25 protein-coding genes and 1 riboswitch are annotated in these 25,837 nt (G+C 54.0%); of the genes, 16 read left to right on the top strand and 9 right to left on the bottom strand.

Going from position 1 to position 25,837, the window contains the following annotated elements:
- Positions 1 to 44: 44 nt before the first annotated feature.
- From K3T83_RS41540 to K3T83_RS41530, 3 genes are all read left to right on the top strand, one after another.
- Positions 45 to 989, top strand: a complete 945-nt coding sequence (locus tag K3T83_RS41540) for an ABC transporter ATP-binding protein (RefSeq protein WP_220209029.1) — start codon at positions 45 to 47, stop codon at positions 987 to 989.
- A complete protein-coding gene (locus K3T83_RS41535; RefSeq protein WP_220209028.1) occupies positions 986 to 2,863 on the top strand; it encodes an ABC transporter permease in 1,878 nt (625 codons plus the stop codon). The genes K3T83_RS41540 and K3T83_RS41535 overlap by 4 nt, the downstream gene beginning before the upstream one ends.
- A gap of 271 nt (positions 2,864 to 3,134) precedes the next feature.
- Entirely contained in the window at positions 3,135 to 4,070 is a 936-nt protein-coding gene (locus K3T83_RS41530; protein WP_220209027.1) for a hypothetical protein, read from the top strand.
- Between the two features lie 71 nt (positions 4,071 to 4,141).
- Here the strand turns inward: K3T83_RS41530 and K3T83_RS41525 are convergent, their stop codons facing one another.
- Positions 4,142 to 4,762 carry a TetR/AcrR family transcriptional regulator gene (locus tag K3T83_RS41525; protein ID WP_220209026.1) on the bottom strand — a complete coding sequence of 207 codons (621 nt, stop codon included), beginning with the start codon at positions 4,760 to 4,762 and terminating at the stop codon, positions 4,142 to 4,144.
- Between the two features lie 117 nt (positions 4,763 to 4,879).
- Here K3T83_RS41525 and K3T83_RS41520 point away from each other — a divergent pair, with 117 nt between their 5' ends.
- The 6 genes from K3T83_RS41520 to K3T83_RS41495 all read left to right on the top strand — a co-directional run bounded on the left by K3T83_RS41520 (position 4,880) and on the right by K3T83_RS41495 (position 10,564).
- Positions 4,880 to 6,529 carry an FAD-dependent monooxygenase gene (locus K3T83_RS41520; RefSeq protein ID WP_220209025.1) on the top strand — a complete coding sequence of 550 codons (1,650 nt, stop codon included), beginning with the start codon at positions 4,880 to 4,882 and terminating at the stop codon, positions 6,527 to 6,529.
- Positions 6,530 to 6,562: 33 nt separating this feature from the next.
- A riboswitch (guanidine-III (ykkC-III) riboswitch) is annotated at positions 6,563 to 6,629 on the top strand.
- A 41-nt stretch (positions 6,630 to 6,670) separates the two neighbouring features.
- Positions 6,671 to 6,928, top strand: a complete 258-nt coding sequence (locus K3T83_RS41515; RefSeq protein ID WP_220209024.1) for a CBU_0592 family membrane protein — start codon at positions 6,671 to 6,673, stop codon at positions 6,926 to 6,928.
- Positions 6,929 to 7,170: 242 nt separating this feature from the next.
- Complete coding sequence (locus tag K3T83_RS41510; RefSeq protein WP_220209023.1) at positions 7,171 to 7,590, top strand: MarR family winged helix-turn-helix transcriptional regulator; 420 nt, start codon at positions 7,171 to 7,173, stop codon at positions 7,588 to 7,590.
- Positions 7,591 to 7,712: 122 nt separating this feature from the next.
- The gene (locus K3T83_RS41505; RefSeq protein ID WP_220209022.1) at positions 7,713 to 8,582 is read left to right on the top strand and encodes a TIGR03560 family F420-dependent LLM class oxidoreductase; all 870 of its coding nucleotides are present in this window, start codon (positions 7,713 to 7,715) and stop codon (positions 8,580 to 8,582) included.
- A 157-nt stretch (positions 8,583 to 8,739) separates the two neighbouring features.
- Positions 8,740 to 9,417 carry an RNA polymerase sigma factor gene (locus tag K3T83_RS41500; protein ID WP_220209021.1) on the top strand — a complete coding sequence of 226 codons (678 nt, stop codon included), beginning with the start codon at positions 8,740 to 8,742 and terminating at the stop codon, positions 9,415 to 9,417.
- A 13-nt stretch (positions 9,418 to 9,430) separates the two neighbouring features.
- Positions 9,431 to 10,564, top strand: coding sequence for a pyridoxal phosphate-dependent aminotransferase (locus K3T83_RS41495; RefSeq protein ID WP_220209020.1), 1,134 nt, complete (start codon positions 9,431 to 9,433; stop codon positions 10,562 to 10,564).
- 23 nt (positions 10,565 to 10,587) lie between these two features.
- Here the strand turns inward: K3T83_RS41495 and K3T83_RS41490 are convergent, their stop codons facing one another.
- The 3 genes from K3T83_RS41490 to K3T83_RS41480 form a co-directional block, all read right to left on the bottom strand.
- Positions 10,588 to 11,544, bottom strand: coding sequence for a TIGR03621 family F420-dependent LLM class oxidoreductase (locus tag K3T83_RS41490; RefSeq protein WP_220209019.1), 957 nt, complete (start codon positions 11,542 to 11,544; stop codon positions 10,588 to 10,590).
- A 479-nt stretch (positions 11,545 to 12,023) separates the two neighbouring features.
- Entirely contained in the window at positions 12,024 to 12,458 is a 435-nt protein-coding gene (locus K3T83_RS41485; RefSeq protein ID WP_220209018.1) for a DUF6640 family protein, read from the bottom strand.
- Positions 12,459 to 12,470: 12 nt separating this feature from the next.
- Positions 12,471 to 13,055, bottom strand: a complete 585-nt coding sequence (locus K3T83_RS41480) for a PadR family transcriptional regulator (RefSeq protein ID WP_220209017.1) — start codon at positions 13,053 to 13,055, stop codon at positions 12,471 to 12,473.
- A 325-nt stretch (positions 13,056 to 13,380) separates the two neighbouring features.
- On the opposite strand from K3T83_RS41480, the gene ilvD reads away from it, so the two are divergent.
- Both ilvD and K3T83_RS41470 read left to right on the top strand, forming a co-directional pair.
- Entirely contained in the window at positions 13,381 to 15,063 is a 1,683-nt protein-coding gene (gene ilvD, locus K3T83_RS41475; protein WP_220209016.1) for a dihydroxy-acid dehydratase, read from the top strand.
- A 277-nt stretch (positions 15,064 to 15,340) separates the two neighbouring features.
- On the top strand, positions 15,341 to 17,062 hold the full coding sequence (locus K3T83_RS41470; RefSeq protein WP_220209015.1) for a L,D-transpeptidase: 1,722 nt from the start codon (positions 15,341 to 15,343) through the stop codon (positions 17,060 to 17,062).
- A 291-nt stretch (positions 17,063 to 17,353) separates the two neighbouring features.
- On the opposite strand, the gene K3T83_RS41465 is transcribed toward K3T83_RS41470, so the two are convergent.
- On the bottom strand, positions 17,354 to 17,788 hold the full coding sequence (locus tag K3T83_RS41465) for a beta/gamma crystallin domain-containing protein (RefSeq protein ID WP_220209014.1): 435 nt from the start codon (positions 17,786 to 17,788) through the stop codon (positions 17,354 to 17,356).
- 232 nt (positions 17,789 to 18,020) lie between these two features.
- On the opposite strand from K3T83_RS41465, the gene K3T83_RS41460 reads away from it, so the two are divergent.
- Together K3T83_RS41460 and K3T83_RS41455 are read left to right on the top strand one after the other, a co-directional pair.
- Positions 18,021 to 18,476: a MarR family winged helix-turn-helix transcriptional regulator gene (locus tag K3T83_RS41460; protein WP_236065184.1), complete on the top strand. Its 456-nt coding sequence runs from the start codon at positions 18,021 to 18,023 to the stop codon at positions 18,474 to 18,476.
- Positions 18,477 to 18,740: 264 nt separating this feature from the next.
- Positions 18,741 to 19,208: a DUF2000 domain-containing protein gene (locus K3T83_RS41455; RefSeq protein ID WP_220209013.1), complete on the top strand. Its 468-nt coding sequence runs from the start codon at positions 18,741 to 18,743 to the stop codon at positions 19,206 to 19,208.
- Here the strand turns inward: K3T83_RS41455 and K3T83_RS41450 are convergent.
- Positions 19,205 to 19,543 carry a hypothetical protein gene (locus K3T83_RS41450; protein ID WP_220209012.1) on the bottom strand — a complete coding sequence of 113 codons (339 nt, stop codon included), beginning with the start codon at positions 19,541 to 19,543 and terminating at the stop codon, positions 19,205 to 19,207. The genes K3T83_RS41455 and K3T83_RS41450 overlap by 4 nt on opposite strands.
- A gap of 144 nt (positions 19,544 to 19,687) precedes the next feature.
- Here K3T83_RS41450 and K3T83_RS41445 point away from each other — a divergent pair, with 144 nt between their 5' ends.
- The 3 genes from K3T83_RS41445 (at position 19,688) to K3T83_RS41435 (ending at position 22,217) form a co-directional block, all read left to right on the top strand.
- Positions 19,688 to 20,329: a TetR/AcrR family transcriptional regulator gene (locus K3T83_RS41445; protein ID WP_220209011.1), complete on the top strand. Its 642-nt coding sequence runs from the start codon at positions 19,688 to 19,690 to the stop codon at positions 20,327 to 20,329.
- 10 nt (positions 20,330 to 20,339) lie between these two features.
- On the top strand, positions 20,340 to 21,170 hold the full coding sequence (locus K3T83_RS41440) for a methyltransferase domain-containing protein (protein WP_220209010.1): 831 nt from the start codon (positions 20,340 to 20,342) through the stop codon (positions 21,168 to 21,170).
- Between the two features lie 90 nt (positions 21,171 to 21,260).
- Positions 21,261 to 22,217: an aldo/keto reductase gene (locus K3T83_RS41435; protein WP_220209009.1), complete on the top strand. Its 957-nt coding sequence runs from the start codon at positions 21,261 to 21,263 to the stop codon at positions 22,215 to 22,217.
- Positions 22,218 to 22,353: 136 nt separating this feature from the next.
- Here the strand turns inward: K3T83_RS41435 and K3T83_RS41430 are convergent, their stop codons facing one another.
- Genes K3T83_RS41430 through K3T83_RS41420 form a run of 3 tightly spaced genes read right to left on the bottom strand, consistent with a single transcriptional unit; the run spans position 22,354 to position 25,780 of the window.
- The gene (locus K3T83_RS41430) at positions 22,354 to 23,529 is read right to left on the bottom strand and encodes a sensor histidine kinase (protein ID WP_220209008.1); all 1,176 of its coding nucleotides are present in this window, start codon (positions 23,527 to 23,529) and stop codon (positions 22,354 to 22,356) included.
- Positions 23,495 to 23,989, bottom strand: coding sequence for a response regulator (locus K3T83_RS41425; protein WP_220209007.1), 495 nt, complete (start codon positions 23,987 to 23,989; stop codon positions 23,495 to 23,497). Before K3T83_RS41425 ends, K3T83_RS41430 begins: the two co-directional genes overlap by 35 nt.
- Positions 23,990 to 23,995: 6 nt before the next feature.
- On the bottom strand, positions 23,996 to 25,780 hold the full coding sequence (locus K3T83_RS41420) for a sensor histidine kinase (RefSeq protein WP_220209006.1): 1,785 nt from the start codon (positions 25,778 to 25,780) through the stop codon (positions 23,996 to 23,998).
- Positions 25,781 to 25,837 lie beyond the last annotated feature (57 nt).

Raw genomic sequence — 25,837 nt, 5'->3', positions numbered from 1 at the left:
GAGAGTATTCCAGGAATTTGTCCTGTATTTGTAGCGGAGATGCCATGAGTACACGCATACAACCTTTTAAGGGCGCGGACGCGGTACATTTCGACGCGGTGACATGTCAGATTGGGACACGAACAATACTGGATCGCATCAGCCTCACAATGAAACGTGGGGCGATCACGGGTGTACTGGGTCCAAACGGGGCCGGGAAGACGACGCTGCTCAGTTCGATTACCGGGCTGCGCCGTCCCTCGGCGGGAACGATTACCGTCTTTAACGAAAATCTTCCGGAGCGCAGCAACAAACTGCGCCAGCGGATCGGCGTCGTTTTTCAGGAAACGGCGCTCTATGACGAATTGACCACATTTGAAAATCTGTCATTTGCTGCCTCTCTCTATACTGTTGCCCGTCCGAAAGACCGAATCGCGGAGGTACTTGAACTGCTCTCCCTCTCAGATCGGACGCACGAACGGGCGCGCAACCTCTCCGGCGGCCTGCGCAGGCGTGTGGCGATTGCACGAGCACTGCTGCACGCCCCCGATCTCCTGATTATCGACGAGCCAACGCTGGGCGTCGATGTGGAGGCACGCCACGCCATCTGGTCGCATCTGCGCTTCCTCAAAGCAAGTGGCACAACGGTTGTGGTCTCGACGAACTATCTCGACGAGGCGCTGGCCCTCTGCGATACGGTGGCGGTGCTGCGCACGGGCCAATTGCTGACCTGCGAGACGCCCGATAAGCTGGTGGCACGTGCTGGCAGTTGCCTTGACGTGGAGTGCGAGGAGCAGACGGGCGAGACCATCACGCAGGCGCTCACGGGGCAGCACGGCATCCTGCGCATCGCACAAACGCCAAGCGGTTTATCCATCTTCCTCAACGGTAAGATCGTACCCGATGAGATTATGCGCATGGTGCTACAGAGCGCAACGGTCAGCGGCTTTCGCGTGCGCGGCGCGGATCTGGCCGAGGTCTTCCGTTCGCTCGAAGAGGTGCCATCGTGAGGCCCGGAATGCTGGCCCTCATCGGCGGCTTTCGTGCGGAGATTGTGCAGCTGCTGCGGTCGCGCCTCTTTCTTGCGCTGACCATTATTCAGGCCGTCACCTTTCTCTTTCTGGTCAGCCTGTTTGGAATGACTGGCAGTTTCGCGCCAACCGCCATCATCAATGAGGATCAAGGGCCATATGCGAAAGAGTTTATCGCGCAGTTGGAGGCCGCGCACCATTCCTTCGATCTGCGCGTCATGGATAAAGCATCGGCACAGGCAGCTCTGAACCGGGGCGATCTGGTCGCCATCATCATCATTCCCAAAGACTTCTCCAACGCCATCAGCCAGGGCAAAGAGGCGACGCTCACTGTTTCAGTCGATAACGTCAATACCGATATGACCGAAGATATCAAGCGAGCACTGCCCTCGGCGATTGTCTCCTTTGGCAACCATTTACATCTCAACAATATTCGCGTCCACCCACAGGAGATCGATCTGATCGACCACGACACGGGCTTCATTCCCTATCTCGTGGTAAGCGGTCTCGCTCTGGATGCCTTTGTAATTGCGTGCATGCTCAGTGCAATGGCGGTGGCGCGCGAGTTTGAAGGCGGGACGGTGCGGCTGCTGGCGATTGCGCCGGTTCACCCAATGTTCTCGATCCTGGGGCGCGTGCTGGCAACCAATGTCATCTCGACGCTGGCAATGATCCTGCCGGTGGCAATTGCCGTCTTCGGCTACCAGATCATGCCGCTGCATCCGCTGGAAATGATCGGCGTGATTCTCTTGAGCATCGTGATCTTCAGTTGCATTGGAGTCGCGCTGGGAGCGGTATTGAAGCGTACCATGCCGGTGGCTTCGCTGGTCTTCGGACTAGCCCTGCCGCTCTACCTGTGCAGCAACTCGCTGGAACCGCAGCGCTTCGACGGCAACCTGATCTGGGCCATCGCGCATATCTCACCCGTCTATTATTCCGTTGGCATTCTCGAACAGGCATTTCATGAGTTACAGGTGACGCCGGAACCGGTCTGGGCCAATTTCGTGATCCTGCTTGGCTGGGCGGTCGTTATGCTGCTGGTCTCAACGGCTATGTTGCGTACGGCAATGATGGAAAAGACGGTCACGCAAGCTGTACAGGAAGAACGCACGGAGCCGCGCCACAACTGGCTCTGGCAGGGACGACCCGCTGTGCTTTTGCGTGGCAACTGGCCGCTGCTGCTCTTTTGTCTGTTTCTGCTCGGTTGCGGAACCTGGCTCAACGTCGAGCAGCGCCAGCACCGGGACAACCTGAGCAGCCAGCAGCAGGCGAGCAACCAGCTTGTCAGTGAGCAACAGCAGGATAAGTTGTTGCTGGATTATCAAAATGATATGACTGATTTGCTGCTCCACGATCATTTGTTGCGCTCTAAGGCGACGGATACTGTAAAGCTCGTCGCCGATATGCGTACCCGGACTGTATTGCAGCAGTTAGATGGCAAGCACAAAGCGCGGCTCTTGCTCTATTTGTACAATACAAAACTGATCGAGGATGAGCGGCACGTGATTAATATGCGCGGGATAGATCTGCGAGGTGGGCAGTTTGCAGGGTTGGACCTGCGCGATAGCGACATGACGGGAGCCAATTTCAGCGGCGCGGATCTGCGCAATGTCAACCTGCGCTTTGCTACGCTGAACAATCTCGATCTGAGCAATGCCGACCTCTCCGGGGCGAATCTGAGCGGGGCTGATATGGCGAACGTGAAGATCGACAACGCGAATCTCTCCGACGCGAATCTGGCGGGAGTACGCGGGATGAGCATTGAGCAGTTGGGCCGGGCCGGTTCGCTCAACGGGACCACGTTGCCCGATGGCTCGGTTCAACCGGGCAACGAAGAGGGAGAAGAGGAGTGATCGCCCTTCTCGACTCCCTTCAGTACTATCATGAATGGAGATCAAATACCGTTTAAGTTCTCAAAGGAGATGAATAGTTATGCCGCGATTTGAAAAAACTACTGGAAATCAAGAGAATACTGCTTCCGGTACACAGCCACCAGGACATGTTTCAGACTTTATAGAGCATACTGGAAGGCTCAGTCTAGGTTCTGAAAGTGGAGATACTGCTCCTGGTGGCTCGGCGGAGGCTCGGGAGCGGGCTGCGCAGGAACAGGAGCTTCGGCAAGCGGTGAAGGACTTTTTTGAGAAGGCTGAGGTGGGGGAGCGAGTGTTAGGGGCCTTTCAAGCTGCGAAGGATGTGTATAATAAAGGCTTGCGGCGATATCATAGTCAGGAGTTGACTGAGCAGAAAGCGAAAGAGAAATACGATGCAACTTCTGAAGGAAAAGAGGTGGAAGAAAGGTATCAGCAAGGATTGCAGCAATATAGAGAAGAGCATGAAGATGTGCGCCCAGATATAGCAAAGCTGGAATATGATAGAGGTGAAGGGAAGAAAGCAAGCGCCATGTATTGGCAAGGGGTGCGAAAATATCAATATGGGTATAATAGGGCACAGGGGAAGCTGAAGCATATGGGAGAAGCGAATCTGCACTATGAGAAAACTCCTGAAGGTGCGGAAACGAGGCTACGCTTAGAGGTCGCGAGGGCAGTTCAGCACGGAATGCAGCAGTGGTATCAGGAAACAGGATGGTTGCAATATAAGGAAATTGAAGAATTAAAGAACCGGTGGGAAAATAAAGTGTTGGATAGTGATATGCAAAAATTATATGATCTGATGCAACAAGAGAATAATCAACAGAAGAAGTTTCTAACAGGTGAAGATCGGCAAAAGCTGGATGAACATGGGAAGATGGTAAAGGATTTGTACGACAATTATTCTGCTAAAGAGGAGCAGCTGAAGCTAGAGGCAAACGCGGCATTGGAGCTAGAATTGGAAAAGCAGGTGACGGCAGTTTTGGAGAGAGCAATGCAAAGCGAGAATGACGATGATTGGGATAGTGCAATGCAGGCAAGTAGGGATTTGGGGGAAGCACTGCAAATGAGTGGGGTTGTGAGTAGAGTGAGCCGATCGCTGCAAGGCAGGGCTTTGGAGAAGTTCACGGAAAGAGCTGAGAGGCTATATCGTTCTTCTGAAGACGCGGATGAGGGTGAAGGCGCGGGTTGAATAGCTGAACGAGGAGCTGAGCGCTGATCTAGCGGCTATTACTCCAATTGCGGGCGGCGTGATGGCTCAATTCAACCGGGCAATGAAGAGAGAGAAGAGGAGCGATCGCGCTTCTCAACTCCCTTCAGCACTATTTGCTCAACCTGATCCAGAAACGGCTGATCTAAGGGAGCGTTTAAAACCAGAATACGCACATAGAACGCACCGGTCAGCACGGTCATGATGACTTCTGGCGAGGTTTCCGGCGCAACCTCCCCGCGCTCGATGGCACGCTGTATCATGATGCCAGTATGCTTGAAGCGCGCCGTCCAATAGGTCTGACGAGCCAGCGCGTCGGCGTGGCTCAACGACGAAAACATGGGCCGCGCCAGCAGTCGCCCGACTGGTGATTGCAGAAATGCGGCACTTTGTTGCAAAAAGGCGTGCAGATCGGAGCGAAAATTACCAGTATCGGGTAGAGGAATAGTCTCGCCCATGCGCGTCATGACCGTATCGATGAGGAGGCCGTCGCGATTCCCCCAGCGGCGATAAATAGTCGATTCGGGCACGCCAACGCTCGCCGCAATCTCCGCGACGTTGAAGCCCTCAATTCCACGCTCCTCCAACATCTTCATCACGGCATCCATCACGGCGTTGCGAATGCGCATGCTCCTACCACCGGGCCGCCGCTTCGGACTTGCCTCACCTTCCATATCTATCTCTTCCTTTCAACGCTTTCTCTTATCTTAACGCAAGTCACTTGCATTTTCAAGATGAGCATGGTAAAGTGTCACTATTGCAAGTGACTTGCATTAATGAAAGGGGAAAACATGGAAACGAGTGAAACAGAAACGCTCTCTCTGTTCAATGTGCCAGTACTGATCGTCGGTGGAGGGCTTGCTGGACTGTCTATGTCGCTCTTTCTTAGTTGGTATGGCATTCGCTCAATGGTAGTGGAGAAACACCCGGAGCCGGCTCGCCTGCCGCGCGCACGTGGACATAATGCACGCACAATGGAGCTATTCCGCGCTGTCGGATTAGAGGAGATTATTCGCGAGGCCCAATCCCCAACGGCGGCTAACAGCGGCATGGTGCGGGTCGAATCGCTGATGGGTCACGAACTGGCCCACTTGAGCGAGGGGTTGAGCGCTGATCTATCGACCATCACTCCTATCGAGGGTTGCGTAATTGGTCAGGATCAGCTCGAACCAATCCTGGTGGACCAGATCAAGGAGCTGGGGGGCACGGTTCGTTTCAATACTGAGCTGCTCTCGTTTGAGCAGGACGAGGAGATGGTAACATCTTTGATTCGTCAGCGTACAACCGGGCAAACGTTCCGCATACGCTCGCTCTATCTGATCGCCGCCGATGGCAATCACAGCAGCATTCGCGAGGCACTCGGCATTCAGACACAGGGGCCAGGCACGATCTCTTATACTACCGATGTTGCGTTCGAGGCCGATCTCAGTGCGGCGCTACGCAGGAGGCGCGTCTATCTCTACTTTATCAGCAATTCAGCCTTACCCGATGGACAGGCTGGCCTGATGCCGCTTGATAACGAGCGCAAATGGAGCTTTGGCTTCCCGGTCCACCCAGAGCGCGGCGAGAGGCGCGAGGACATGACCGACGAGCGCTGCATCGAGCTTATTCGCATTGCGGTGGGCATCCCCGATCTAGCAGTGAAGATCCTGCCCGCCTATCCCTGGGACTCAGTGAAAGTAGGCGTCTGGGAACAGGCGGCACGCTATGCAGAACGCTATCGCAGTAAACGTGTCTTTCTGGCCGGAGATTCAGCGCATGCTGTACTCCCGGCTGGTGGCCTGGGTGCCGGTACGGCCATTCAGGACGCCTTTAATCTGGCCTGGAAGCTGAATCTGGTGCTGCATGGCAACGCTGGTCCGGCGCTGCTCGATACTTACGAAGACGAGCGCAAACCAATAGGCACGCTCACCGTCCAACAGACACTCCAACGTCATTTCTATCGCACTGGAACCGCTGAAAGCACGCTGATCGATAGCGATTCATTGATCTTCGGCTATCGTTATCGCAGTGCAGCCATCATGCTCGAACCTGGCGCAGATGAGGCTCCACTGACACAGCATCCCACAACTCAGCATGGAGAACCCGGCACGCACGCGCCCCACGTCATGCTGGAACGCGATGGCTGGCCGATCCCGACCATTGATCTCTATCGCGGATTCTGGACGTTGCTCATCGGCGAGGATGGCGCGGCCTGGCGCGAGGCGGCACAACGACTCAGCTTTCGTCTGCTTGTAGATTCACTGGGAGAGAACGGCCTGGAAGATGTCAGTGGGCTATGGTACGAATCCTTCGGCGTGGGAACCGAGGGGGCAGTGCTGATACGGCCCGATGGCTTTGTGGCCTGGCGCGAGACTGGCAACGTCGATAACCCATACGCAACGCTCGAACGCGTGCTTGATCGAGTGCTTTGTAGAAGAAATATGGACGCGCCTCGATAAGACCTAAAGCAGCGCCCATATGATTTACTAAGTAAAGCGACTCCTCACGATTCGCCCGGACGAGATGTGCGCCGTACCCGGTATGCAAAGACGACGCACAGAAATAGTGTTATGAGCGATCTCAAGGAGGTTCTTCATCGTATGCATATGGGCGAAATTCTACAAACTGTTGGCGCACTTATGGTCCTGGGCGGGTTTGCCCTCTCACAATTCCGCATCCTCAGCCAGCATTCCTATCTCTACCTGCTTCTCAACGTCATTGGTTCCGGTATCCTTGCGGTTCTGGCGGCCCTGCAACTACAGTGGGGCTTTTTATTGCTGGAAGGCGGCTGGTCGCTGGTTGCCTTCTGGGGAATCATCACCCGCATCAGTGGTCGCACATCCTTTTCATCCCATTGAAAGTGAGACATCTTCTGGAACAACCAGATGCAGTGGCCCAGGACATTCGTGCCTTTTTCCGATGCGCCCGCCGTGTCTAACTCAGGGTGTGCTCGAAGTCAGGGGCAAAAGGGCCAGCAACCGCTCATTTGCTTGTAAAGCACTGGCCCAACCTGCTACACTGACTGTATCTACTTGACATCATTCACTGCGTATGGTTTACTATATATTAACCGGTTAATGAAATGAACACCGAAGCGTTTATGCATCTGTTTTCACTTGTATCAAAGCGATCCAAAGAAGTTTGTGAGCAACGGCTCCAACACTTCGGCGTACATGCGGGTCAGCAATTTCTCTTAGAGCTACTCTGGGAGCGACCGGAAGGTCTGACCGTTGGAGAGATCGCCGATGAACTGGCAGTAGAAGCGCCGTCTATTACCCGCACAGTACAACGAATGGCGCGTCAAGATCTGGTGGAGAAGCATTCTCATCCCACCGATGCTCGCCAGGTCATCGTCAAGCTCACAGCAAAAGGGCGGGCGCTACAACAGAATGTTCCACAAGCGATGATGGAATATGAAGAGCATATGCTCAAGGACATCTCTGAGGTCGAACGGGCCTTCCTGATGCGCCTGCTCAAACAGATGCTAAACAACCTTGAGGATAGTCCTCCCGCGCCCTGACCAATGCGAGAGGCACACACATTAGTTTTTTTATACCCATATCGTTAACCGGCTAAATTTTCACCCGATCGTTAACCGGCTAACAAACAGCATTGTTGAGCAAAGAAAGAGAGAACAACGACATGGCAAATCGGGTATACTTTGGTATCGCAACACCGCAACAGAACGTGACCTATGAGAAGCTGCTAAGCTTGTGGTTGGAGGCGGATCGAGAGCCGCTGGTCGATCATCTCTGGATCTTCGACCATTTTATGGCGCTGGGAGAAAATGCTGATGGCCCCTGCTATGAAGCCTGGACCACATTGGCAGGATTGGCGGCGCGCACCGAACGCGTTCATATCGGACATCTGGTCACTGGCAATACCTATCGTCATCCAGCAATTCTGGCCCGGCAAGCGGTGACGGTCGATCATATTTCACAGGGGCGGCTCTACTTCGGTATCGGAGCTGCATGGCACGAGCAGGAGCATCGCGGCTTTGGCATCCCCTTTCCCGGAGCAGGCGAGCGTGTCAGGCGCTTAGACGAGGCGTGCCAGGTGATACGGCAGCTCTGGACCGAGACGAAGCCCTCCTTCAATGGTCGCTATTATCAACTGGAAGAGGCTCATAGCGAACCCAAGCCGCTCCAGAAGCCACATCCACCCATCATCATCGCGGCTACGGGCGAACAGATGTTGCGCGTTGTGGCAAAACATGCCGATATCTGGGCCTCGCAGAGCCACACCATCGAAGATTTTCGCGAAAAGAGCGCTCGTCTCAACCAGCGCTGTGAAGAGATTGGACGCGATCCCGCAACGCTGGCTCGTTTAGGCGCGGCGTGGATCGATCCAACCGTCTCCGATTTCAGCGCGGTCCGTGCCTATGTCGAGCAGATGATCGAGGCAGGGGCAACACATATCGTCCTGAACCCCAGTGGTAAATACCCCGCTGGTATCATACGCCTCATCGTTGATGAGATCATCCAACCTCTCAAGCAAGCTAGCAGCTTATAAAAACAAATGGGCCTGATGCAAGGATCAGGCCCATTTTGCCTCTAACAAACTAACAGAGCGCGCCCACAAAAAATCTTTTCAAAAAGGTGTCTCCGTTGCTGAAAACCTTCGTATATATATGATGAGAAAAAAACATTTTGAGGAGGGCGCATCCAGCATGCCGTCGAATTCTCCGCCTCATGAGGGGCAAAAGGTCTTTCCACCTTTTGAGATACTCTATGACCGCTATCATATGCAGATCTATCGCTATTTGTATACTCATCTCAAAAATGAGCAGGACACCGCTGATTTGCTGCAACACGTCTTTTTGCAAGCCTGGAAACATGCGCAGAGCTACGACCCAAGACGAGGCAGCATTGCAACCTGGCTCCTGAGCATTGCGCGCAATCGGCTGATTGATTTCTATCGTGTCTCCCATTCCTCCCTCTCTTGGGAAACCATACCAGACATTACCTCAATGGAGCAGAACCCCGAAGTCAGAGTCATCTCACAGGAAACGATTGCTCAGGTGAGAAAGATGCTTGAGGCGCTCCATCAAACAGAACAAGAACTCCTGGCACTGCGTTTCGCGGCCCGGCTTTCTAGCGCTGAGATTGCTCCGCTGATTGGTAAAAGTGAGGCCGCCACCAAAAAGCAGCTAACCCGGCTTCTTCATCGTCTGCAAGAACAATATCGCCGAGACGTTTTGGAAGAACTGCTCCCAGAGCTACTGGAACCCGCCCTTCCAGCATTTGTGGAAGCATTGCTCCAGACCTATGTTGCGCCCATTGAGAGCGCGCATCTCAATGTTATTCGTCAAAATCTGCTAAAGCTCGTTCATACTGTTTCATTTTGAAAGGAAGATATCCATGCAATTGACGCGATTTCCTAAAAATGACATCATTTCTCTGGTTGGAGAGGCTCCCCGCTACGATCTCGGCGAAAGCGTCGGGCCAGATCTCCAGCTTGCCGAACTGCTGAATGCCGCCGACCTGGACGAAATGGCGCTCGGCTATGGGACGGTGGCTGGCGATCCCCGGCTGCGCGAGGCGATTGCGGCTATGTATGATGTGGACGCCGATGATGTCATCATTACTGTCGGAGGGATACACGCTTTATTTCTCATCGCTTTTATCCTCTGCAATCGCGGAGACGAGGCGGTGACAACCTCGCCACTCTTTCCCCAGGCGCGCAATGCTCTGGATGTCGTCGGCGCAAAGGTGCATACGCTGCAACTCTCTTTCGACCAGGGCTATCAACTCGATCCAGCTGATCTTCGCAAACACCTCTCGCCATCAACCAGACTGGTGAGCCTGGCCTCGCCACAAAATCCCTCCGGGGTCGCCATCCCTCCGCACGTTCTCAGCGAGATCCTGGCCCTGCTGGAAGAGGTCTGTCCGCAAGCCTATCTGCTGGTCGATGAAACCTATCGCGAAGCGGCCTATGGGAACAATCCTGTTGCTAAGAGTGCGGTAGCATTGAGTCCAAAAATCATCTCCGTTACCTCGCTCTCCAAGTGTCATGGCGCGCCCGGGCTGCGGCTCGGCTGGGCGATTACACGCGATCCAGCGTTACGTGAGCAGCTATTGCTGGGCAAATTCAACACGGTAATCTCCTGCTCGCCCCTCTGCGAAACCCTGGCCCTCTCGGTCCTCACACAAAGCGAGAGCATCATTGCTGAACGCCGTCAATTGCTGGCCGCTGGACGCGCAAAAACGGCAGAGTGGGTTCGGGAGAACGGAGAGCTGGTGGATTGGGTGCAGCCCGACGCTGGAGCTATCTGCTGCGTGCGCTTGAAACCTGCGGCATTTGACGATAACGCGGTGAGTCGTTTTTATGACGCTCTGGCCCGCGAAGATACCAGGGTGGCAAACGGCTCCTGGTTTGGCGATGAGGCGCGCGTCTTTCGCCTGGGCTTCGGCCTCCTCTCGCTCCCCGATCTTGAGGTTGCCCTGAAAGCTCTCACAAAAGCGCTGAAACAAACGGCGCGCACAAGCGCCTGAATCCTGCAAGCCAGCATGTACAGCTACCTGCCAGCAAGCCGCGCAACCAGCGGAGCATAGGCTTCCATGACGCGATCAAAGGTCATGTAATACGAGATACCGAAGCGTTCACGTCGTTCCATCATCTGTTCGGCAACCTCGTCTACGGTGCCAATAAAGATTGTTGGCATCTTCAGAATGTCTTCGGCAGAGATACTGCTCCAACCGCGCTCTTGCGCCACCTGTCTGGCTCCCTGGAGGCGATTTGATGTAAAGCGCGGGCTGGAGAGCACACTTAACTCAAGGTGCGAGAACCGTTCTTGCGCAAACTCACGAAGCCAGGCGATCTTGCGCGAGAGGCTCTCGGCTGAATAGGCGTCGGGATCGGTCGCGGTCGGCTCACCAGCGTTGAGAGGACCGGCCAGGATCCCCACTATATCTGCCTCTCGCGCAGCAAGGGCCAGCATACGCCGACCACCTGCACCGATCAGAATAGGTGGATGCGGCTGCTGAAGTGGGTGCGGAAAACCCTGAATACCGGTGATGGTATAATGCTTCCCGCTAAACATCACCGGTTCAGGGGCAAAAAGTCCTTTCAAAATGTGCAGCGCTTCCTCCAGGCGAGCAATGCGCGTACCAGGAGGGTCGAATGACATGCCAGCCTGTTCATACTCCTTCCCCATCCAGCCTGCGCCAAGCCCTAACTCCAGACGCCCACCTGAGAGCACATCCAGCGTCGCAGCCTCTTTGCTCAAGATGACCGGATGACGATAATCATTATCGAAGACCATACTGCCGATGCGTAAGCGGGTCGTTGCCATCGCCGCTGCCATTAAAGCTGCAATAGGCGCAAACTGATCGCCAAAGGATCCGGGCGTAAAATGATCCCGTACTAGCAGTGTCGCATAACCAAGCTCTTCCGCACGTCGTGCTTTTGTCAGCCACGCTTCATGCGTCCCCATCTCTTCACAGAGTATTCCAAAGCGAAATGGTCGTTGCATAGCTTTCTCTCCTTTTCTTGCTTTCTTCCCTTTTTACTACGCGCATTGGCGAGTAAAGCGTAGCATGACAGAGAATGCCTGGCTATCCGTTTCTTGCGCTGAAATTAAAATGGGGGATGGCTGCATGGCACTTCCGGCGCGTTCATCTCGTTGTACATCTTGTGTACATTTCTAAATGTAACGACCAAACCAAGAATTACTTTCCTATCGTAGTCGAGCAAGAATTGGTGCATCCGGGAAATGTTCCGGGGAGAGAGAAGGTTCCTCCTATCCGTAGCGACAAGGGGCGTTGTGAGGGGTTGTGGGGGCCTTGCGCTTGTCGCCGTTGGCAACGAGGATGGTTGCAAAGCCTGGGGAGGGCGACAAGCGCAAGGCCCCCGCCAAGACCCCTTGCCCCCCTTGTCGCTGCGGGTAGACCCAACATCCTCTGTGCCTAGAGCCATTCCCCTTCAATTGCTGGATGCAACGATTGGCATATATCAAAGCATCGCAAGAATACTTCCTACCACGAGCAGAAGGAGCAGGACAAGTGCGAGAAAAAGCTGCGGTGGCATGCCCAGGACAACAGGGTTCTCGTCGCGAAATTCCGGGTCAGCCCAGGCCGTACCCGGAAACAGTGGTGCGGCCAATAGCGCGATCCAATAGAGCGAGGCAATGACGACCGCCAGCATAAATTGAGGCCAGGACGTGCCAGAGGAACCCCAGAGCAGCCAGAGGGAAATCGCGCCAAGCAAAACACCAAGCAAGATGGTCTGACCATCGTGAAACTTGGCGTGCGGCGGCCAGTGGGGATTATGAATGTGTTGTTTCGCCGTTGCTGGTATCAAAAAGTCGGCCAGAATAGCTCCGGCAAGCGTGGCAAGGGCAACGAGGCTGACAATAATCTTGCCGAGCAGAAACCATAGCGTTATCATAGTGCAAACTCATCATTCTAAATTTTCAACATCTTGAACAGAGGCCAGAATGCGTGTACGTAAACGGTCTACCCAACCCAGCTCCACCTGCCAGACATCATTCATCACTTGCAGGTAATCCAGGGCACCTTCAAAGAAGAAATCACCAAATTCCGCTCGCGTATCGGGCGTTTCCCGAATCTCTTGCGCCTGCGTCTTTTGATGACGGATGGCCGTCTGACAATACAAACGATAGTGATCGATCAGGTAAAGTTGATCGTTGAGCGGCAAAAAGTTGAGATGCATCGCTTTGAGATGGAACAGGCGGCGATAGGTACTCAAGCCAGAGGTCGTATCGAGCATTAGCTCCATAAAATGCTGGCGACCCGCCTGTGTAATCTCGTATGTCTTAGAGTGGCGATCCGAGATGTGATACGCATTGCCTGGATCAGTCAACTGGATGAGCGAGCTTCGTTCCAGCTTGCCCAACAAAGAATACATCGTCCCCTTGCTGATCTTTTCCCAGGGACCAAGCATATCATTGCTGATCCGAGCTATCACATATCCATGCAAAGGCCAGTGCATCAACAGGGATAATACGATCAATTCATACAGCATACATTTCTTCCCAGAAGATTTTTTAGACAGGTTTTTTAAACCTATATACAGAGTATAACGAAGCAATAAAGAGTCGTCAAGGACAAAAGCGGCCTCTTTTGCACACTGCTTTGAGAAGCCGAAACGTTTCTCCTTCTGCCCGATAAGAGCTTGTTTTTGGCAAGCTGTTGAGATACACTTATGAGAATAAGGGACCGCAATAGTTGCCAGGCAGTAACGTGTATCTGCCTGATATCTATATTATGCAAATTTACTTCTCTTCTGAGATTCTATTATAGAAAAGGAAAGGAGAGCGGGAGACGTTTCCTGGCTCTCAGGGGAAGCGATGCGTTCAGATCAAATCAAGCTGGGTTTCGAGCGAGCGCCGCACCGAGGTCTGCTGCGTGCAACCGGGGTGGTTGGTGAACAAGATTTCAAGAAACCCTTTATTGCTGTGTGTAATTCGTATATCGATGTAGTGCCGGGCCATGTGCATCTGCAAGCCTTCGGTAAGCTGGTCAAAGAGGCGATTCGCGCCGCCGGAGGAGTGCCCTTTGAATTCAATACCATCGGGGTTGATGATGGCATCGCGATGGGTCATATCGGGATGAAATATTCGCTGCCGAGCCGCGAACTGATCGCCGATTGTGTGGAGACCGTCATTGAGGCGCACCGCTTCGATGGCATGGTCTGCATCCCCAACTGCGATAAGATCGTGCCGGGCATGCTGATGGCTGCAATGCGCCTCGACATACCTACTATTTTTGTCAGCGGTGGCCCGATGGCGGCAGGCAAGCTGGCCGATGGTCGCAGCGTGGATCTCATCAGTATTTTTGAGGGCGTTGGCGCGTATCAGGCAGGCAAAATTAACGACGATCAACTCTTAGAGCTTGAGCAGAACGGTTGTCCCTCCTGCGGCTCCTGTTCGGGCATGTTCACGGCGAACTCAATGAACTGTCTGATGGAAGCGCTGGGACTGGCACTGCCGGGCAATGGCTCCCGATTAGCCACATCGCAGGAACGGCGCGAGTTGGCTCGTGAGGCGGGACGGCAGATCCTCAAGCTGGTCGAGGCCAATGTGACAACGCGCCAGATCGTCAACGTCGAGAGCATCGACAACGCCTTTGCCCTCGATATGGCAATGGGCGGCTCGACCAACACCGTGCTGCATACCCTGGCACTGGCTCGCGAGGCAGGCATCGACTACTCGCTTGAGCGCATCAACGAGGTCGCCGCTCGCACGCCGCATCTGTGCAAGGTCAGCCCTGCCGGAAGCTGGCATATGGAGGATGTGGACCGGGCAGGTGGCATCAGCGCGATTTTGAAAGAATTATCGCGCAAGCCTGGCGTATTGAATCTGGATCGGCCCACCGTGACGCTGCGCACGCTGGGTGAGAACATCGCCGAGGCAAAGATCAACGATCCCGAGGTCATTCATCCCATCGAGCAGCCCCACAGCGAGCGCGGCGGGTTAGCGATCCTCTTTGGCAATCTCGCACCCGAGGGCGCGGTAGTCAAGGTTGCGGCAGTGGCTCCCGCGATGATAAAGCACACGGGACCGGCCCGCATCTTCAATTCGCAGGAAGAAGCCTGTGCCGGGATTCTCAACGGGCTGGTCAAAGAGGGTGACGTAGTGGTGATTCGCTACGAGGGGCCGCGCGGAGGACCAGGCATGCAGGAGATGCTGGCACCAACCGCCAACATCATGGGCATGGGATTGGGTGAAAAGGTCGCATTGATTACTGATGGACGTTTCTCCGGGGGCACGCGAGGAGCCTGCATCGGTCACGTCTCCCCCGAGGCGGCGGCTGGCGGTCCGATTGCAGCTCTGCGTGATGGCGACCTGATCCATCTGGATCTCCTGGAGCGTCGGCTCGACGTAGCCCTGAGCGCCGAAGAGATCGAGCAGCGCCTCGCCGAGGTTGAGCCGGTCAAGGGGCGGGTGAAAAGCTCCTGGCTGCGTCGCTACGCCTCGCTGGTCACTTCCGCCAATACTGGCGCGGTCCTGGGCGATCCTGGAGACATCTAACTTTCCAGCATTTGCCCATATAATAAGCGAATAAGGTTTGGAAGCTTCTCGCTCCCGTAGCGACAATCCCTTGTGGTTGTCGCGTTTGATGCCCTTTGTGCATATGTTGCCTGCGACAAGGGATTGTCGCTACGGGAGCGGGTATTTCGATGTAACATGCAATGGAACTCTGTGCGTAATATTACTGTAGACAAAGATTCTGTAACAAAAAAACCATCCGTGACGATATTTATATGTGTATATCAATTGATAAGTTTTACATGTAATGGAAATTGCTATGCAAACAAAAAAACTTCATGAGCCATCTAAGGCCGCCAGAAGGCGAGCATACCTTCGGCGAACACTGGCCGCTGTGTTTCTTGTAAGCTTGCTGGTCCCGCTGTTGGCCGCCTGCGGTGGCGACTCACGCGCGCAACAGCAGGCCAATCAGGACAAGATCGCCCTGATGAAGACGCTACAAAATGCGCAAACCATCGGCGTTCCCAGCAAATCATTGCAGCCTATTCAGAAGCAAATACAGGATTTGAATGCAACGCAGGCTCCTCTCACCCTATTTGATGACACGCCTGCCACTCAGTATTACACCAATATCTCTACCCGCTCAAAACAGCTCCAGGTACAGATTCAGGGATTGGTCCAGGCCTCGACTGAACAGTTGGAGCAGCAGGCACAGAGCAACCTGGAACACCTGCAACATACGCTGGCGAGCAAGCAAAAAACGGCCCTCCCGCTGGATGCAATCAAAACGCTCTATCAGAACGATCAGAACAGCATGCAAAAGGCACGCCTTCCAAAGGACTACACGCTCATCGTCACTCACACTGGAGACGCGCTGACGGCCATTTCGCAGATGCCAGCAACGCTAGACAAGCTGACAACGCTTCAGAGTATCATTAAGATGATGCAAGAGGGGAAACAGGATGTTTCCGAGTTGCAACAGAACTATACAGACGACCAGGCCTCACTCAAGAAAGTAACCACGCCCGCCGAACTCAAGCAAGTCGATCAGACCATCGATAACCAGAACAAGCAGGCGGCCACGAAGTTCACCGACGTTATTCCTCTGCTCACGCAAAACAAGATTGACACAATGAGCAATAACGTTCAAAAGCTACAAAAATATGGTATTGACGCAACAACGTACCAGAAACAGCTGGAGCAGGATCGCACCCAGGCGGAGAAGGTCAAGACGGTGGAGGACTATACCGCCTTTGCTAAAACCGTTGATGCGCATCTGAGCTCCATGCAGACCGATCTGCTTAAGGGCGAGGCGATGGATCTGCTCAAGCAGTTTCATAAAGCGGTGCAGGACTGGGGCAATGCTCATCAATATAACGATAAGTACAACAATGTGAACTATCCGCTGAACACGCCGTACATGACGAAGGGCATCGGTGAGGATCTGGATCGTGAGGTAAACGCCGCTCAGAACGCCGATGACTACCAGCAGGCCGTGACCGACATCCAGAACGCGATTCTGCATCACCAGATGATGCAGCAAGATGCAAACGATTCAACGCCGTTTAATCAGCCGCACGAGACCGATAAGAAGCTGATGGACTACTACAAGCTCCAAAAGGATCAGGTCATTGTGGTCTCCTTTATCGAGGAGGCGCTGCGTGTGTATCAGAACGGCCAGTTGGTGCGCTCATTCCTGATTACTGCTGGACGACCGGAGCTGCCGCCAGTGCCGGGTCTGTGGTCTCCGCTGTGGCGACGCGACCACATCACCTTCAAATCGCCCTACCCGAAGGGATCGGAATTCTGGTATCCAGACACTCCGATCAACTACGCCATCTTGTATCACGAGGGCGGCTACTACCTGCACGACTCGTGGTGGCGCAACGACTACGGCCCTGGCACACAGTTCTACCACATCGATTCCAGCGGCAACACCAGCGCGAACTATGGCACGCACGGCTGCGTCAACATGCCGCTCGACCAGGCCAAGTGGGTCTACGAAAACAGCACATATAACACACAAATCTTGATGTATTGATCTCACAAACACGCGAAGCTGCACGTCCAGCGCGGAGCGGCTCGCAGTTGAGGGGAGGATGGTGATTGGAGGCGATTCCTGCCTCCAATCACCATCCTCCCCTCAACTGTGATGACTCATGATTATTCCCAATCGATTGCTGCGGTAATCTCTTTCGTAGTTTCCCGATAATGATTTTTAACAACCAAAATCGGGAAACTACGAAAGAGATTACCGATCCTGGTTGTTAAAAATCATCAGCAACTTAGTGAAGACACTCACCCCTTACGAATAATGCTTCCACACGTATAGTTAGTTGATCGTAATTTGCCAAACTTGATTGACGATTTGACTGTTATTAACCCAATAGGTCTCATTTTTCGATCGAAAGTCATCCCGCACAGGTGTTTTGCCGTCGTTACGCCAAATAATGCTACCAGTGTTGTTTCCTGTGGAGACCCTGTTAACATTGTAAAGCTTGACATTGATCGTCCCGGCGTCAGCAAAACAGATCTGATGAGTTTCATTGTCGGTCCATATCTTAAAGAAGTCAGTCCGAGAGCCACAGTCCACGCCGTGGATACGACCTGAGGCTGGCGGCATATCGTATGCAGGTGTCTGCGACGGTTGTGCTTCCATTGTTGCGGCATGTGCTGGGACGGATTTGACCCCTCCCCAAACGGCTACCATAGAGAGCAGTAACATGAGACCTAATGCTATACTAATAACCAGGTGATTCTTCTTCATCAATTTGCTCCTTCAATTGGTTGTTGTAAGTTGTTACAACACGAAAAAACGGTATTCCTTCCCTAGTCTACCTTAGACGCTCTCCTTTTTTGATCCCTCCATCCCACCGATTTGAGCAGTATTTCTCAGAAAAGGTGATCTCTCATACCCAAAATAACTTGTATACAAGTAACTATTGTCAAAGTAATATGTGTGTGCTATACTTGCATTCATAGAAACGGGTTAGGAGGCGATGGTCTCCTTGATGGTCTGTGAGGTCGGTATGGAAAAGATAGAGGATTGTCTGAGCTTTTATCTGGGCAAGGCATATCAGCGCGTCACGCAATCGGCAAAACGTCGTCTGGCTCCCTATGGGGTTACGCCCGTTCAATACGCGCTACTCAAGGTACTGTGGGAGCAGGATAATCAGAGCGGGGCTGAGCTGGGCGAGCGGCTGGTGCTGGATAGCGCGACAATGACCGGGCTGCTTGATCGCCTCGAACACGCCGGGCTGATCGAGCGACAGGCGCATGCAACGGATCGCCGGATCAACCGCGTCCTCCTCACGGCTCGTGGGCGCGAACTGCAAGAGTCGCTCGACAGGGAAATGGATGAGATGAACCGCGATTTCCTCGGCAACATTCCACCTGAAGAGGCTCAACGCCTGCAAGCGTTGCTCACAGCGATTGCCGGTCAACCTCTTTCGTAATGAATATGTCCCGTTGTAGTCCTCTGTCAATCTTCATTGGGCATATGGAGCGAAGAGCACTCCCCGAATATGGCAGGGGCGACGGCTTGTCCTCGCTCTGGTTCATAATACGCAAAATGTGCAAAATGGGCGAGGACAAGCCGTCGCCCCTGCCATATTCGGTCGTACCGCCAGAGGATGTTCTGAATGCATCAACGATGAAGCTCGACTACTACGGGCATCATGTCGTCATGTTGACGAATGTATTGAAAGGATATATAGCGAATGGCAAAACCAAAGTGCAGCATTATTGTGGATGGAGAGCTATCGGCCGGATTGCTCACTAACACAGTCGGGGTAATTGCAATGGCGCTGGGCAAGCTGGTTCCCGATGCAATGGGGCGTGATGGCGTTGATCTGGATGGTCGCCAGCATCCGGGGCTGGCCTGGATGGGCGTTACGATCTTGCGCGGCGACCGGGAGAGCGTCGCCAGAATCTTTGCACAGGCCGGGGAGAGCGATTCGGACCTGCTCGTCGTCGATTGTCCTGCCGTCGCTCAGGCAACCCGTAACTATGATGAATATCTCGAAATGTTGGCGCAACAGGGCGGCTCCGAACTGCGCTTGAGCGGCGTGGGACTCTATGGAAATAGCAAGAAGATTGCCAGATTAACCGGCAACCTTCCTCTCCTGCGCGAATGGTCCCTACCCACAATCGAGCAGGCAGAGAGCGAAACCATGCCCACTCACTAATGCATCCTCACACGCATGCCTGGATACAGGCCACAGACGGTGTTATCGGCGTCGGCAACAAAACGATAGGCGGCACGATACATGGATGGAGAATCTCTGGAGATCGTGCCCGGCGACCACGAGGGCGCGTCGCTGGCCGGGAACGATTCCTCCGATGCCTCCATCACATCGTCGATGCCAGCCGGTTGCGCCACCTGTCTGCCTGCACGCTCGATATGCCCGGCGATCCAGTGTCCGCCCAGCTGGATCTCTAGCGGCTTTCCCTCCGTAATTTGCGGCCCATCAGGACCATCCAGCGTATAGATCTGACCGATGGCGAATAATGTCCCTTCCATTGCGGCAATCCTTTCCAGCCTCTTCTCGGCTCTTATTGTTCTATCATCAACACGAATACAAGCCTGCAAACGTGGCATTTTTGAGTAATTTTTGAGAGTCCCTCAATATTGACATTTTCTCAATAATGAGGTATCCTCAAAGGCATGAAAGACGACACGAGCATACGTGAGAATATAGGGCGCGTGACTCGGCGGCGCATACGCGTGCGTGCCGAGTTGCTTGCGGCGGCCCATCAGGTCTTTACAAGCAGAGGCTATCAGGATGCCACCATCAGTGAAATCATTACCGTCGCTGATGTCGCAATAGGCACCTTCTATCTCCATTTTCGCGATAAGGAAGATCTCCTCTTTGCTTTGGCAGATGAGGCATTCCACATCCTGCGCGCACAGATCCATGCCGCGCTCGCCCATTCACCCAACGAAGCCGTGATCCCGCTGATCGTTCGCACGCTCCTACAGGCTGCCTACGAACAGCGCGATATGTTTAAGCTGATTTGTACTGGAGAAACGCATCTTCTCTTACATGCGCGGATGCAACAGGCCCAACAAGGATTGATCCAACATTTCATCCCGGCTTTTCAGGCTGCTCAAGAGGAGGGCCAGCTGGACTCCTATGATCCGGTATTGCTGGCTCGTCTGCTCGTGGGAATGCTCGTCTGGGCGATGGGCCTCTGGTTTGAGCAGGATGGACCAGAGCCGGAAGTCGTGGCCGAGCATATTCTCTTCATGCTGGGGCAGGGCATCGTCCCACCTCACTCAATGACGAACACAGAACGCTCTGCATAAAGGAGGCAACATGACGCATCAACAAGAACAGCAACCAGGATCAGGACAGTTGTGGGGATCGTCGGAGGCCGTCGAGCGCTGGCTGCAAGAGGCCGAACAGCGCAAACATCTCATGGGCGCGGCCACGCAGCGTATGTTGCAGGCTGCAGGCATCGGGCCGGGAGATCATGTACTGGATATCGCAGCAGGCACCGGCGATCAGAGCATCCTCGCAGCCCATATGGTTGGATCGACCGGCAGCGTGCTGGCAACCGATCTTTCCGCCGAAATGCTCAAAGTCGCCGCCAATCTCGCTCAGCAGGAGGAATTGGCTAATCTGACAACGCAGGTTATGGATGCGCAACAATTGACGCTTCCCGCGAATACATTTGATGCCGCTATTTCTCGCAACGGTCTGATGCTGATACCACAACCGCAGAAAACGTTGCAAGAGGTCTGGCGCGTCCTCAAGCCGGGCAAGAAATTTGCCGTGCTGGTCTGGTCACGACCTGAACGCAATCCACACTTCTCCATCCCGCTGAACACCATCAAGAAATATGTGCCAGGGTTCATCGGACCCAGTGTCTTTGCCCTGGCAGATCCGGCGGTATTAGAGAGGGAGTTCAAAGCTGCTGGATTTCATGATATCGCGACGGAGGCCATTCCGCTCCATCTCCACGCACCTTCACTTGATGCATTTGTGCAAACAAGGATGGGCATGGTAACAGGTGCTACACAGCAACTCAGTTCTCAGGAGCGGCAGCGCTTATTGGAGGAGGTACGGCAAGAGTTGCAACAATTCGAGGGACCGGACGGCTTCAATGTGACCGCTGAAACCCTGCTGGGCGTAGGCAGCAAGTAGGTTCAGCTTCCCTTGATATGCTCTCCATGTTGTATAGTGGAAGGAAGCAAACGCTGATACACACACGCATAACAACAGTTGGAGAGCATCATGGTAACATTGGGAAAAAGCGGATTAGAGGTCACGCCGCTCTGTCTGGGTGGCAATGTCTTTGGCTGGACCGCCGACGAAGCGACCTCATTTCAGGTGCTTGACGCCTATCTGGAAGAGGGCGGCAACTTTATCGATACCGCTGATGTCTATTCGGCCTGGGTGCTGGGTCATGACGGCGGCGAATCGGAGACGGTGCTGGGCAGATGGATACACAAGCGCAAGAATCGCAACCATATCGTTATAGCAACGAAGGTTGGCAGCCTCAATCCAGAGGCTCCCGGCAAGCCCAATCTCTCGCGCCGCCACATCCTCAGAGCCGTCGAGGATTCGTTGCGCCGCCTCCAGACCGACTATATCGATCTCTATCAGGCGCACCGCGACGATGAAACGACCGAACTAGAAGAAACGCTGGCGACATTTGCCGATCTCATCAAACAGGGCAAAGTGCGAGCCATCGGAGCCTCAAACTACAGTCCGCAGCGCCTCACAGAAGCCCTTAGCCTCAGCAAGCAGCATGGTTATCCACGCTATGAGAGCCTACAGCCGTTCTACAATCTGGTCGGGCGCAAGGGCTACGAGGCCGAACTGGAAGGGATCTGCCTCAAGGAGGAAATCGGCGTTATTCCATACTCCGCGCTGGCTTCTGGCTTTCTCAGTGGCAAATATCGCCCCGATAAAGAACTGCCAAAGACGCAGCGCGCACAGGGAGTACAATCACGCTACTGGAACGAGCGTAGCTTTGCTGTACTGTCTGAAATGGACAAGTTCGCGATCTACTATCATGCCACGCTCGCGCAGCTCGCCCTGGCCTGGCTGATAGCACGTTCCAGCATCACTGCCCCCATTGCCAGCGCCACCTCGATCGAGCAAACGCACGAGTTGATGGGAGCGCTTAAACTGCAACTGGATCAAGACACGATCGAGGCGCTTGCAAAGGTCAGTGAGGGACTGTAATATGGGAATGTCTTTCGTAGTGGAGCGATTTATCGCGTTGGGGGCAAGCGCTTGTGGAGCCGAACCAACGCGATAAATCGCTCCACTACGAACCATATTACCGCCTTTAAAAGGGGATTTCATTCATTATACGCGATCAGGTCGCTTGCTCAACCGAGTCTGCCTCATCACCAAGCAATGTGGAATGTTCGCGATCAAGGGGCAGGGTGAAGCTAAAGGTCGCGCCCTTGCCCTCCTCGCTTTCCAGCCAGATCTGGCCCTCCTGTCGCCGAATAATCTCTGCCGCGATATGCAGACCCAGACCAAGCCCCGACGCGGTGCTGGTTCTGAGATCTTCCAGGCGATAGAAGGGAGAAAAGACGTTCGCCTGCTCTTCCTCTGGCACGCCCGGCCCAAAGTCCTGCACGGAAAGGGTAACAGTGCTGCCGTCTGACGACGTTTTGACCAGAATACGGTCCGTTTCGGGCGCATACTTGATGGCATTGCTCAGGAAATTGGTAATCACCTGTCCGATGCGAATGCGATCTCCCCAGATCGTCTGGCCGGTGGTTCCCTCGCGACAGATCGTGTGGCGCTCGGTGGTGGGGCGCAACTCCTCGATAATTTCGTTGACCAGCGCGTCGAACTCGAAGTACTCCTCGCGAAATTGTAACTTGCCAGCAGTGATGCGCGTTACATCCAGGAAGTCGTCAACCAACCCGGTGAGCTTGTTGACCTGCGAATCCATCCGCTCGGCCAGGCGCGCGATCTGTTCGTTTGTGCCCGGCACATAACGCTTGCGCAACAGTTGCGCGTACCCTTTCAGGCTGGTGAGTGGCGTTTTGAGTTCATGCACCACCATGCTGATAAATTCGCTACGTCTCTTTTCCAGTTCGCGGGTAGCAAACTGCTCGCTCAACAGCTTCTCACGCTCAATTTCAGCTTTTTTGCGCTCGATTGCATAGCGAATCACGCGCTGAAGCAGCTCACCCTGCATCTGCCCTTTAGTGATATAATCGTCGGCCCCGGCCTGCAACGCCTGAATATCGATCTCGTCGCCATCAGACGCTCCTGTGAGCAGGACGATCGGACGGATATAGTCCAGGCTCCGTGCGATTCTGATCAGATCAATGCCGTTATGCTCCCCCAGCATATAATCAAGCATGCAGATATCATGCTCACCCGCCAGCATTTGCGCCAGCCCATCTTCATAGGTTCGCTCCCACTGCACATCGTAACGAGCAGCGGGAATCTTCGCCAGCAGCTTTTGTAGAAGAATGTAATCTTCCTCGTCGTCCTCAATGAGCAGGATTCTGGTCAGATGTCGATCCATACGTCTCTCTCTTCGTATCGGGTGGTAAGGTAACGATCTCAAACCAGTATTTTTCGAGCGTCTGCATCACCTCGATCAGCGCCTCAAACGTCACTGGTTTCGTGATAAAGGAACTTACCCCCAGAGCATACGTGCGATAGATATCCTCTTCCGCTTTGGAGGTCGTAAAAACGACGATGGGGATGTCGCGTAAATCCTCGTGGCGCTTGATCTCCTTGAGCGCCTCCCGCCCATCTTTGCGGGGCATATTCAGATCGAGCAAGATGATGCCGGGACGTGGTGCCTTTTCGGGATCGCTATAGTTGCCGCGCCGCAGCAGGTAATCGAGCAGTTCCTCGCCATCCTGCACACTATAGAGCGTATTCAGCAGCCTGCCTTTTTGAAGCGCCTTCTGTGTGAGCAGAATATCGTCCTCATCATCATCTGCCATCAAAATTATAATTGGTGCTGGTCTCAACATATAGTTTTATCCCTTTTCTGGACTAACCTGACAGGCTGGTAAGGTGACAATAAACGTCGAGCCTTTGCCGGGCGTGCTGCTGGCGGTAATCGTCCCGCCGTGCCGCTCAACAATTTTGCGCACGACGGCCAGACCAATTCCGGTCCCTTCATAGGAGCCTCGACCATGCAGGCGTTGAAAGACGGTAAAGATGCGGTCCAGATACTTCTCGTCGAAGCCGATGCCATTATCTTCAATGAACAGCACATACTGTTTGGGTGTGTCGGGTGGCTCCTGTAGCTCTGTATGCATCCTGACATGGGGCGGCTGGCCCGGTTGATGAAACTTGAGGGCGTTGTTCAACAGGTTTTGCAGCATTTGATACATCTGGCGGGGATCAGCCTCGATGGTGGGGAGATCGCCTACGATCTCGATATCGCCCTGTGTCATTTGCAGGCGCGATGAGAGATCATCGATCACATCACGCACGATGACATTGAGATCGACTGGTGCAAACGGTTGAGCCTTTGTCGTGACACGCGAAAAGGTCAGTAAATCCTCGATCAGGACGCGCATCCGTCCGGCTGAATTGCGCATGCGGTCCAGATACGACTTGCCCTCGCCCAGCTGCTCACCATATTCTTCTTCCAGCAGATTGCCGAACGCCTGGATCTTGCGCAACGGCTCCTGCAAATCATGAGAAGCGACATAGGCAAAATCCTGCAACTCCTGATTGCTTCGTTGCAGTTCGATATTGGTCTGGCGCAGCGACTCTGTTCTTGCTGTCACCATCGCTTCCAGGTTAGCATTGAGATCCTGAAGGCGGAGATTCATCAGCGCGAGATCTTGCTCGGCCCGCTTACGGTCGGTAATATCGATATTCACGCCGATCATGCGTCGTGGATGGCCTGCATCGTCATAATGTGTAACCTGACCTTTGGCTAAGAGCCAGCGCCGTGCACCATCGGGCCAGATAACCCGGAACTCAGTGTTGTAAGGAGGGCCACCAGAGGCAGCAGATTGCAGGTTGGCCTCTGCCTGCTGCAAATCGTCGGGATGCACTCGCTGTGCCCAGTTCTCATATTTGCCCTCAAATCCTCCCGGCGGCAGGCCATAGAGGGCTTCAAGCTCAGGCGTCCAGACAATCTCGTTGGTCTGGATATCCCATTCAAACGTCCCGATATGCGCCGCTTGATGTGCCAGAGAGAGGCGCTGCTGTGACATTTCGGCTTCGGCGCGTGCGCCCCGCTCGCGTTCTAACAAGCTCAGACGTTCCACAGCCAGCGCGAGGCCGTTCGCAATCGTTTCGATCGTCTGAAGCGCTACATTGTCGAGCTTATAACGGGTGAAGAGTGCCAGCACACCAATCAGCCGTTTTCCCACCGACAAAGGGTAGCCAGCGAAACCAACTATCTCCTCCTGCCTGGCCCACTCCTGGTCAGCGATATCTGGATCGCTCGCAACGTCGTTCGTCATATATGAAGCACGTTCGGCAGCAATGAGGCCAAGTCGCCATGTGCCAATGGGAACTCGTGCATGTGGCCCGTTCAGATGGGTATACATGCCCGAACTGGCCTGAACTTCCAACACATTTTCCGCTTCATTGACAAGCCAGATGCGAGCAAGCGCGATGTCCAGATGCCGCGCCATCGCCTCAGTACAGGCCGTCAGCATGCCCTGGAGCGTATCTTCTTTATTCTGTATAATACTGATCTCCAGGCTCAAATTTCCTAATGGCCCCAGCTTAAAACGAGGGGTATCCACGCCTTGCTGAGGCTGTGTTTCGGCTCGGGAAGAGGGTTGATCGCTCAACGGTTGCTTGTAGATCCTTTCTTCTGAGTTCTCCTGGCAGTAGTGAAGAAGGAGGAG

This window comes from Reticulibacter mediterranei (assembly GCF_016587455.1).
This window is presented reverse-complemented; position numbering and strand designations above follow the sequence as displayed.

Bases quoted from the DNA above. Each gene is read 5' to 3' on its own strand.
- K3T83_RS41540 (WP_220209029.1), top strand. From the start codon at position 45: ATGAGTACACGCATACAACCTTTTAAGGGCGCGGACGCGGTACATTTC.
- K3T83_RS41525 (WP_220209026.1), bottom strand. From the start codon at position 4,762: ATGGAAGGTGAGGCAAGTCCGAAGCGGCGGCCCGGTGGTAGGAGCATG.
- K3T83_RS41520 (WP_220209025.1), top strand. From the start codon at position 4,880: ATGGAAACGAGTGAAACAGAAACGCTCTCTCTGTTCAATGTGCCAGTA.
- K3T83_RS41515 (WP_220209024.1), top strand. From the start codon at position 6,671: ATGCATATGGGCGAAATTCTACAAACTGTTGGCGCACTTATGGTCCTG.
- K3T83_RS41510 (WP_220209023.1), top strand. From the start codon at position 7,171: ATGCATCTGTTTTCACTTGTATCAAAGCGATCCAAAGAAGTTTGTGAG.
- K3T83_RS41505 (WP_220209022.1), top strand. From the start codon at position 7,713: ATGGCAAATCGGGTATACTTTGGTATCGCAACACCGCAACAGAACGTG.
- K3T83_RS41500 (WP_220209021.1), top strand. From the start codon at position 8,740: ATGCCGTCGAATTCTCCGCCTCATGAGGGGCAAAAGGTCTTTCCACCT.
- K3T83_RS41495 (WP_220209020.1), top strand. From the start codon at position 9,431: ATGCAATTGACGCGATTTCCTAAAAATGACATCATTTCTCTGGTTGGA.
- K3T83_RS41490 (WP_220209019.1), bottom strand. From the start codon at position 11,544: ATGCAACGACCATTTCGCTTTGGAATACTCTGTGAAGAGATGGGGACG.
- K3T83_RS41485 (WP_220209018.1), bottom strand. From the start codon at position 12,458: ATGATAACGCTATGGTTTCTGCTCGGCAAGATTATTGTCAGCCTCGTT.
- K3T83_RS41480 (WP_220209017.1), bottom strand. From the start codon at position 13,055: ATGCTGTATGAATTGATCGTATTATCCCTGTTGATGCACTGGCCTTTG.
- ilvD (WP_220209016.1), top strand. From the start codon at position 13,381: ATGCGTTCAGATCAAATCAAGCTGGGTTTCGAGCGAGCGCCGCACCGA.
- K3T83_RS41470 (WP_220209015.1), top strand. From the start codon at position 15,341: ATGCAAACAAAAAAACTTCATGAGCCATCTAAGGCCGCCAGAAGGCGA.
- K3T83_RS41465 (WP_220209014.1), bottom strand. From the start codon at position 17,788: ATGAAGAAGAATCACCTGGTTATTAGTATAGCATTAGGTCTCATGTTA.
- K3T83_RS41460 (WP_236065184.1), top strand. From the start codon at position 18,021: ATGGTCTCCTTGATGGTCTGTGAGGTCGGTATGGAAAAGATAGAGGAT.
- K3T83_RS41455 (WP_220209013.1), top strand. From the start codon at position 18,741: ATGGCAAAACCAAAGTGCAGCATTATTGTGGATGGAGAGCTATCGGCC.
- K3T83_RS41450 (WP_220209012.1), bottom strand. From the start codon at position 19,543: ATGGAAGGGACATTATTCGCCATCGGTCAGATCTATACGCTGGATGGT.
- K3T83_RS41445 (WP_220209011.1), top strand. From the start codon at position 19,688: ATGAAAGACGACACGAGCATACGTGAGAATATAGGGCGCGTGACTCGG.
- K3T83_RS41440 (WP_220209010.1), top strand. From the start codon at position 20,340: ATGACGCATCAACAAGAACAGCAACCAGGATCAGGACAGTTGTGGGGA.
- K3T83_RS41435 (WP_220209009.1), top strand. From the start codon at position 21,261: ATGGTAACATTGGGAAAAAGCGGATTAGAGGTCACGCCGCTCTGTCTG.
- K3T83_RS41430 (WP_220209008.1), bottom strand. From the start codon at position 23,529: ATGGATCGACATCTGACCAGAATCCTGCTCATTGAGGACGACGAGGAA.
- K3T83_RS41425 (WP_220209007.1), bottom strand. From the start codon at position 23,989: ATGTTGAGACCAGCACCAATTATAATTTTGATGGCAGATGATGATGAG.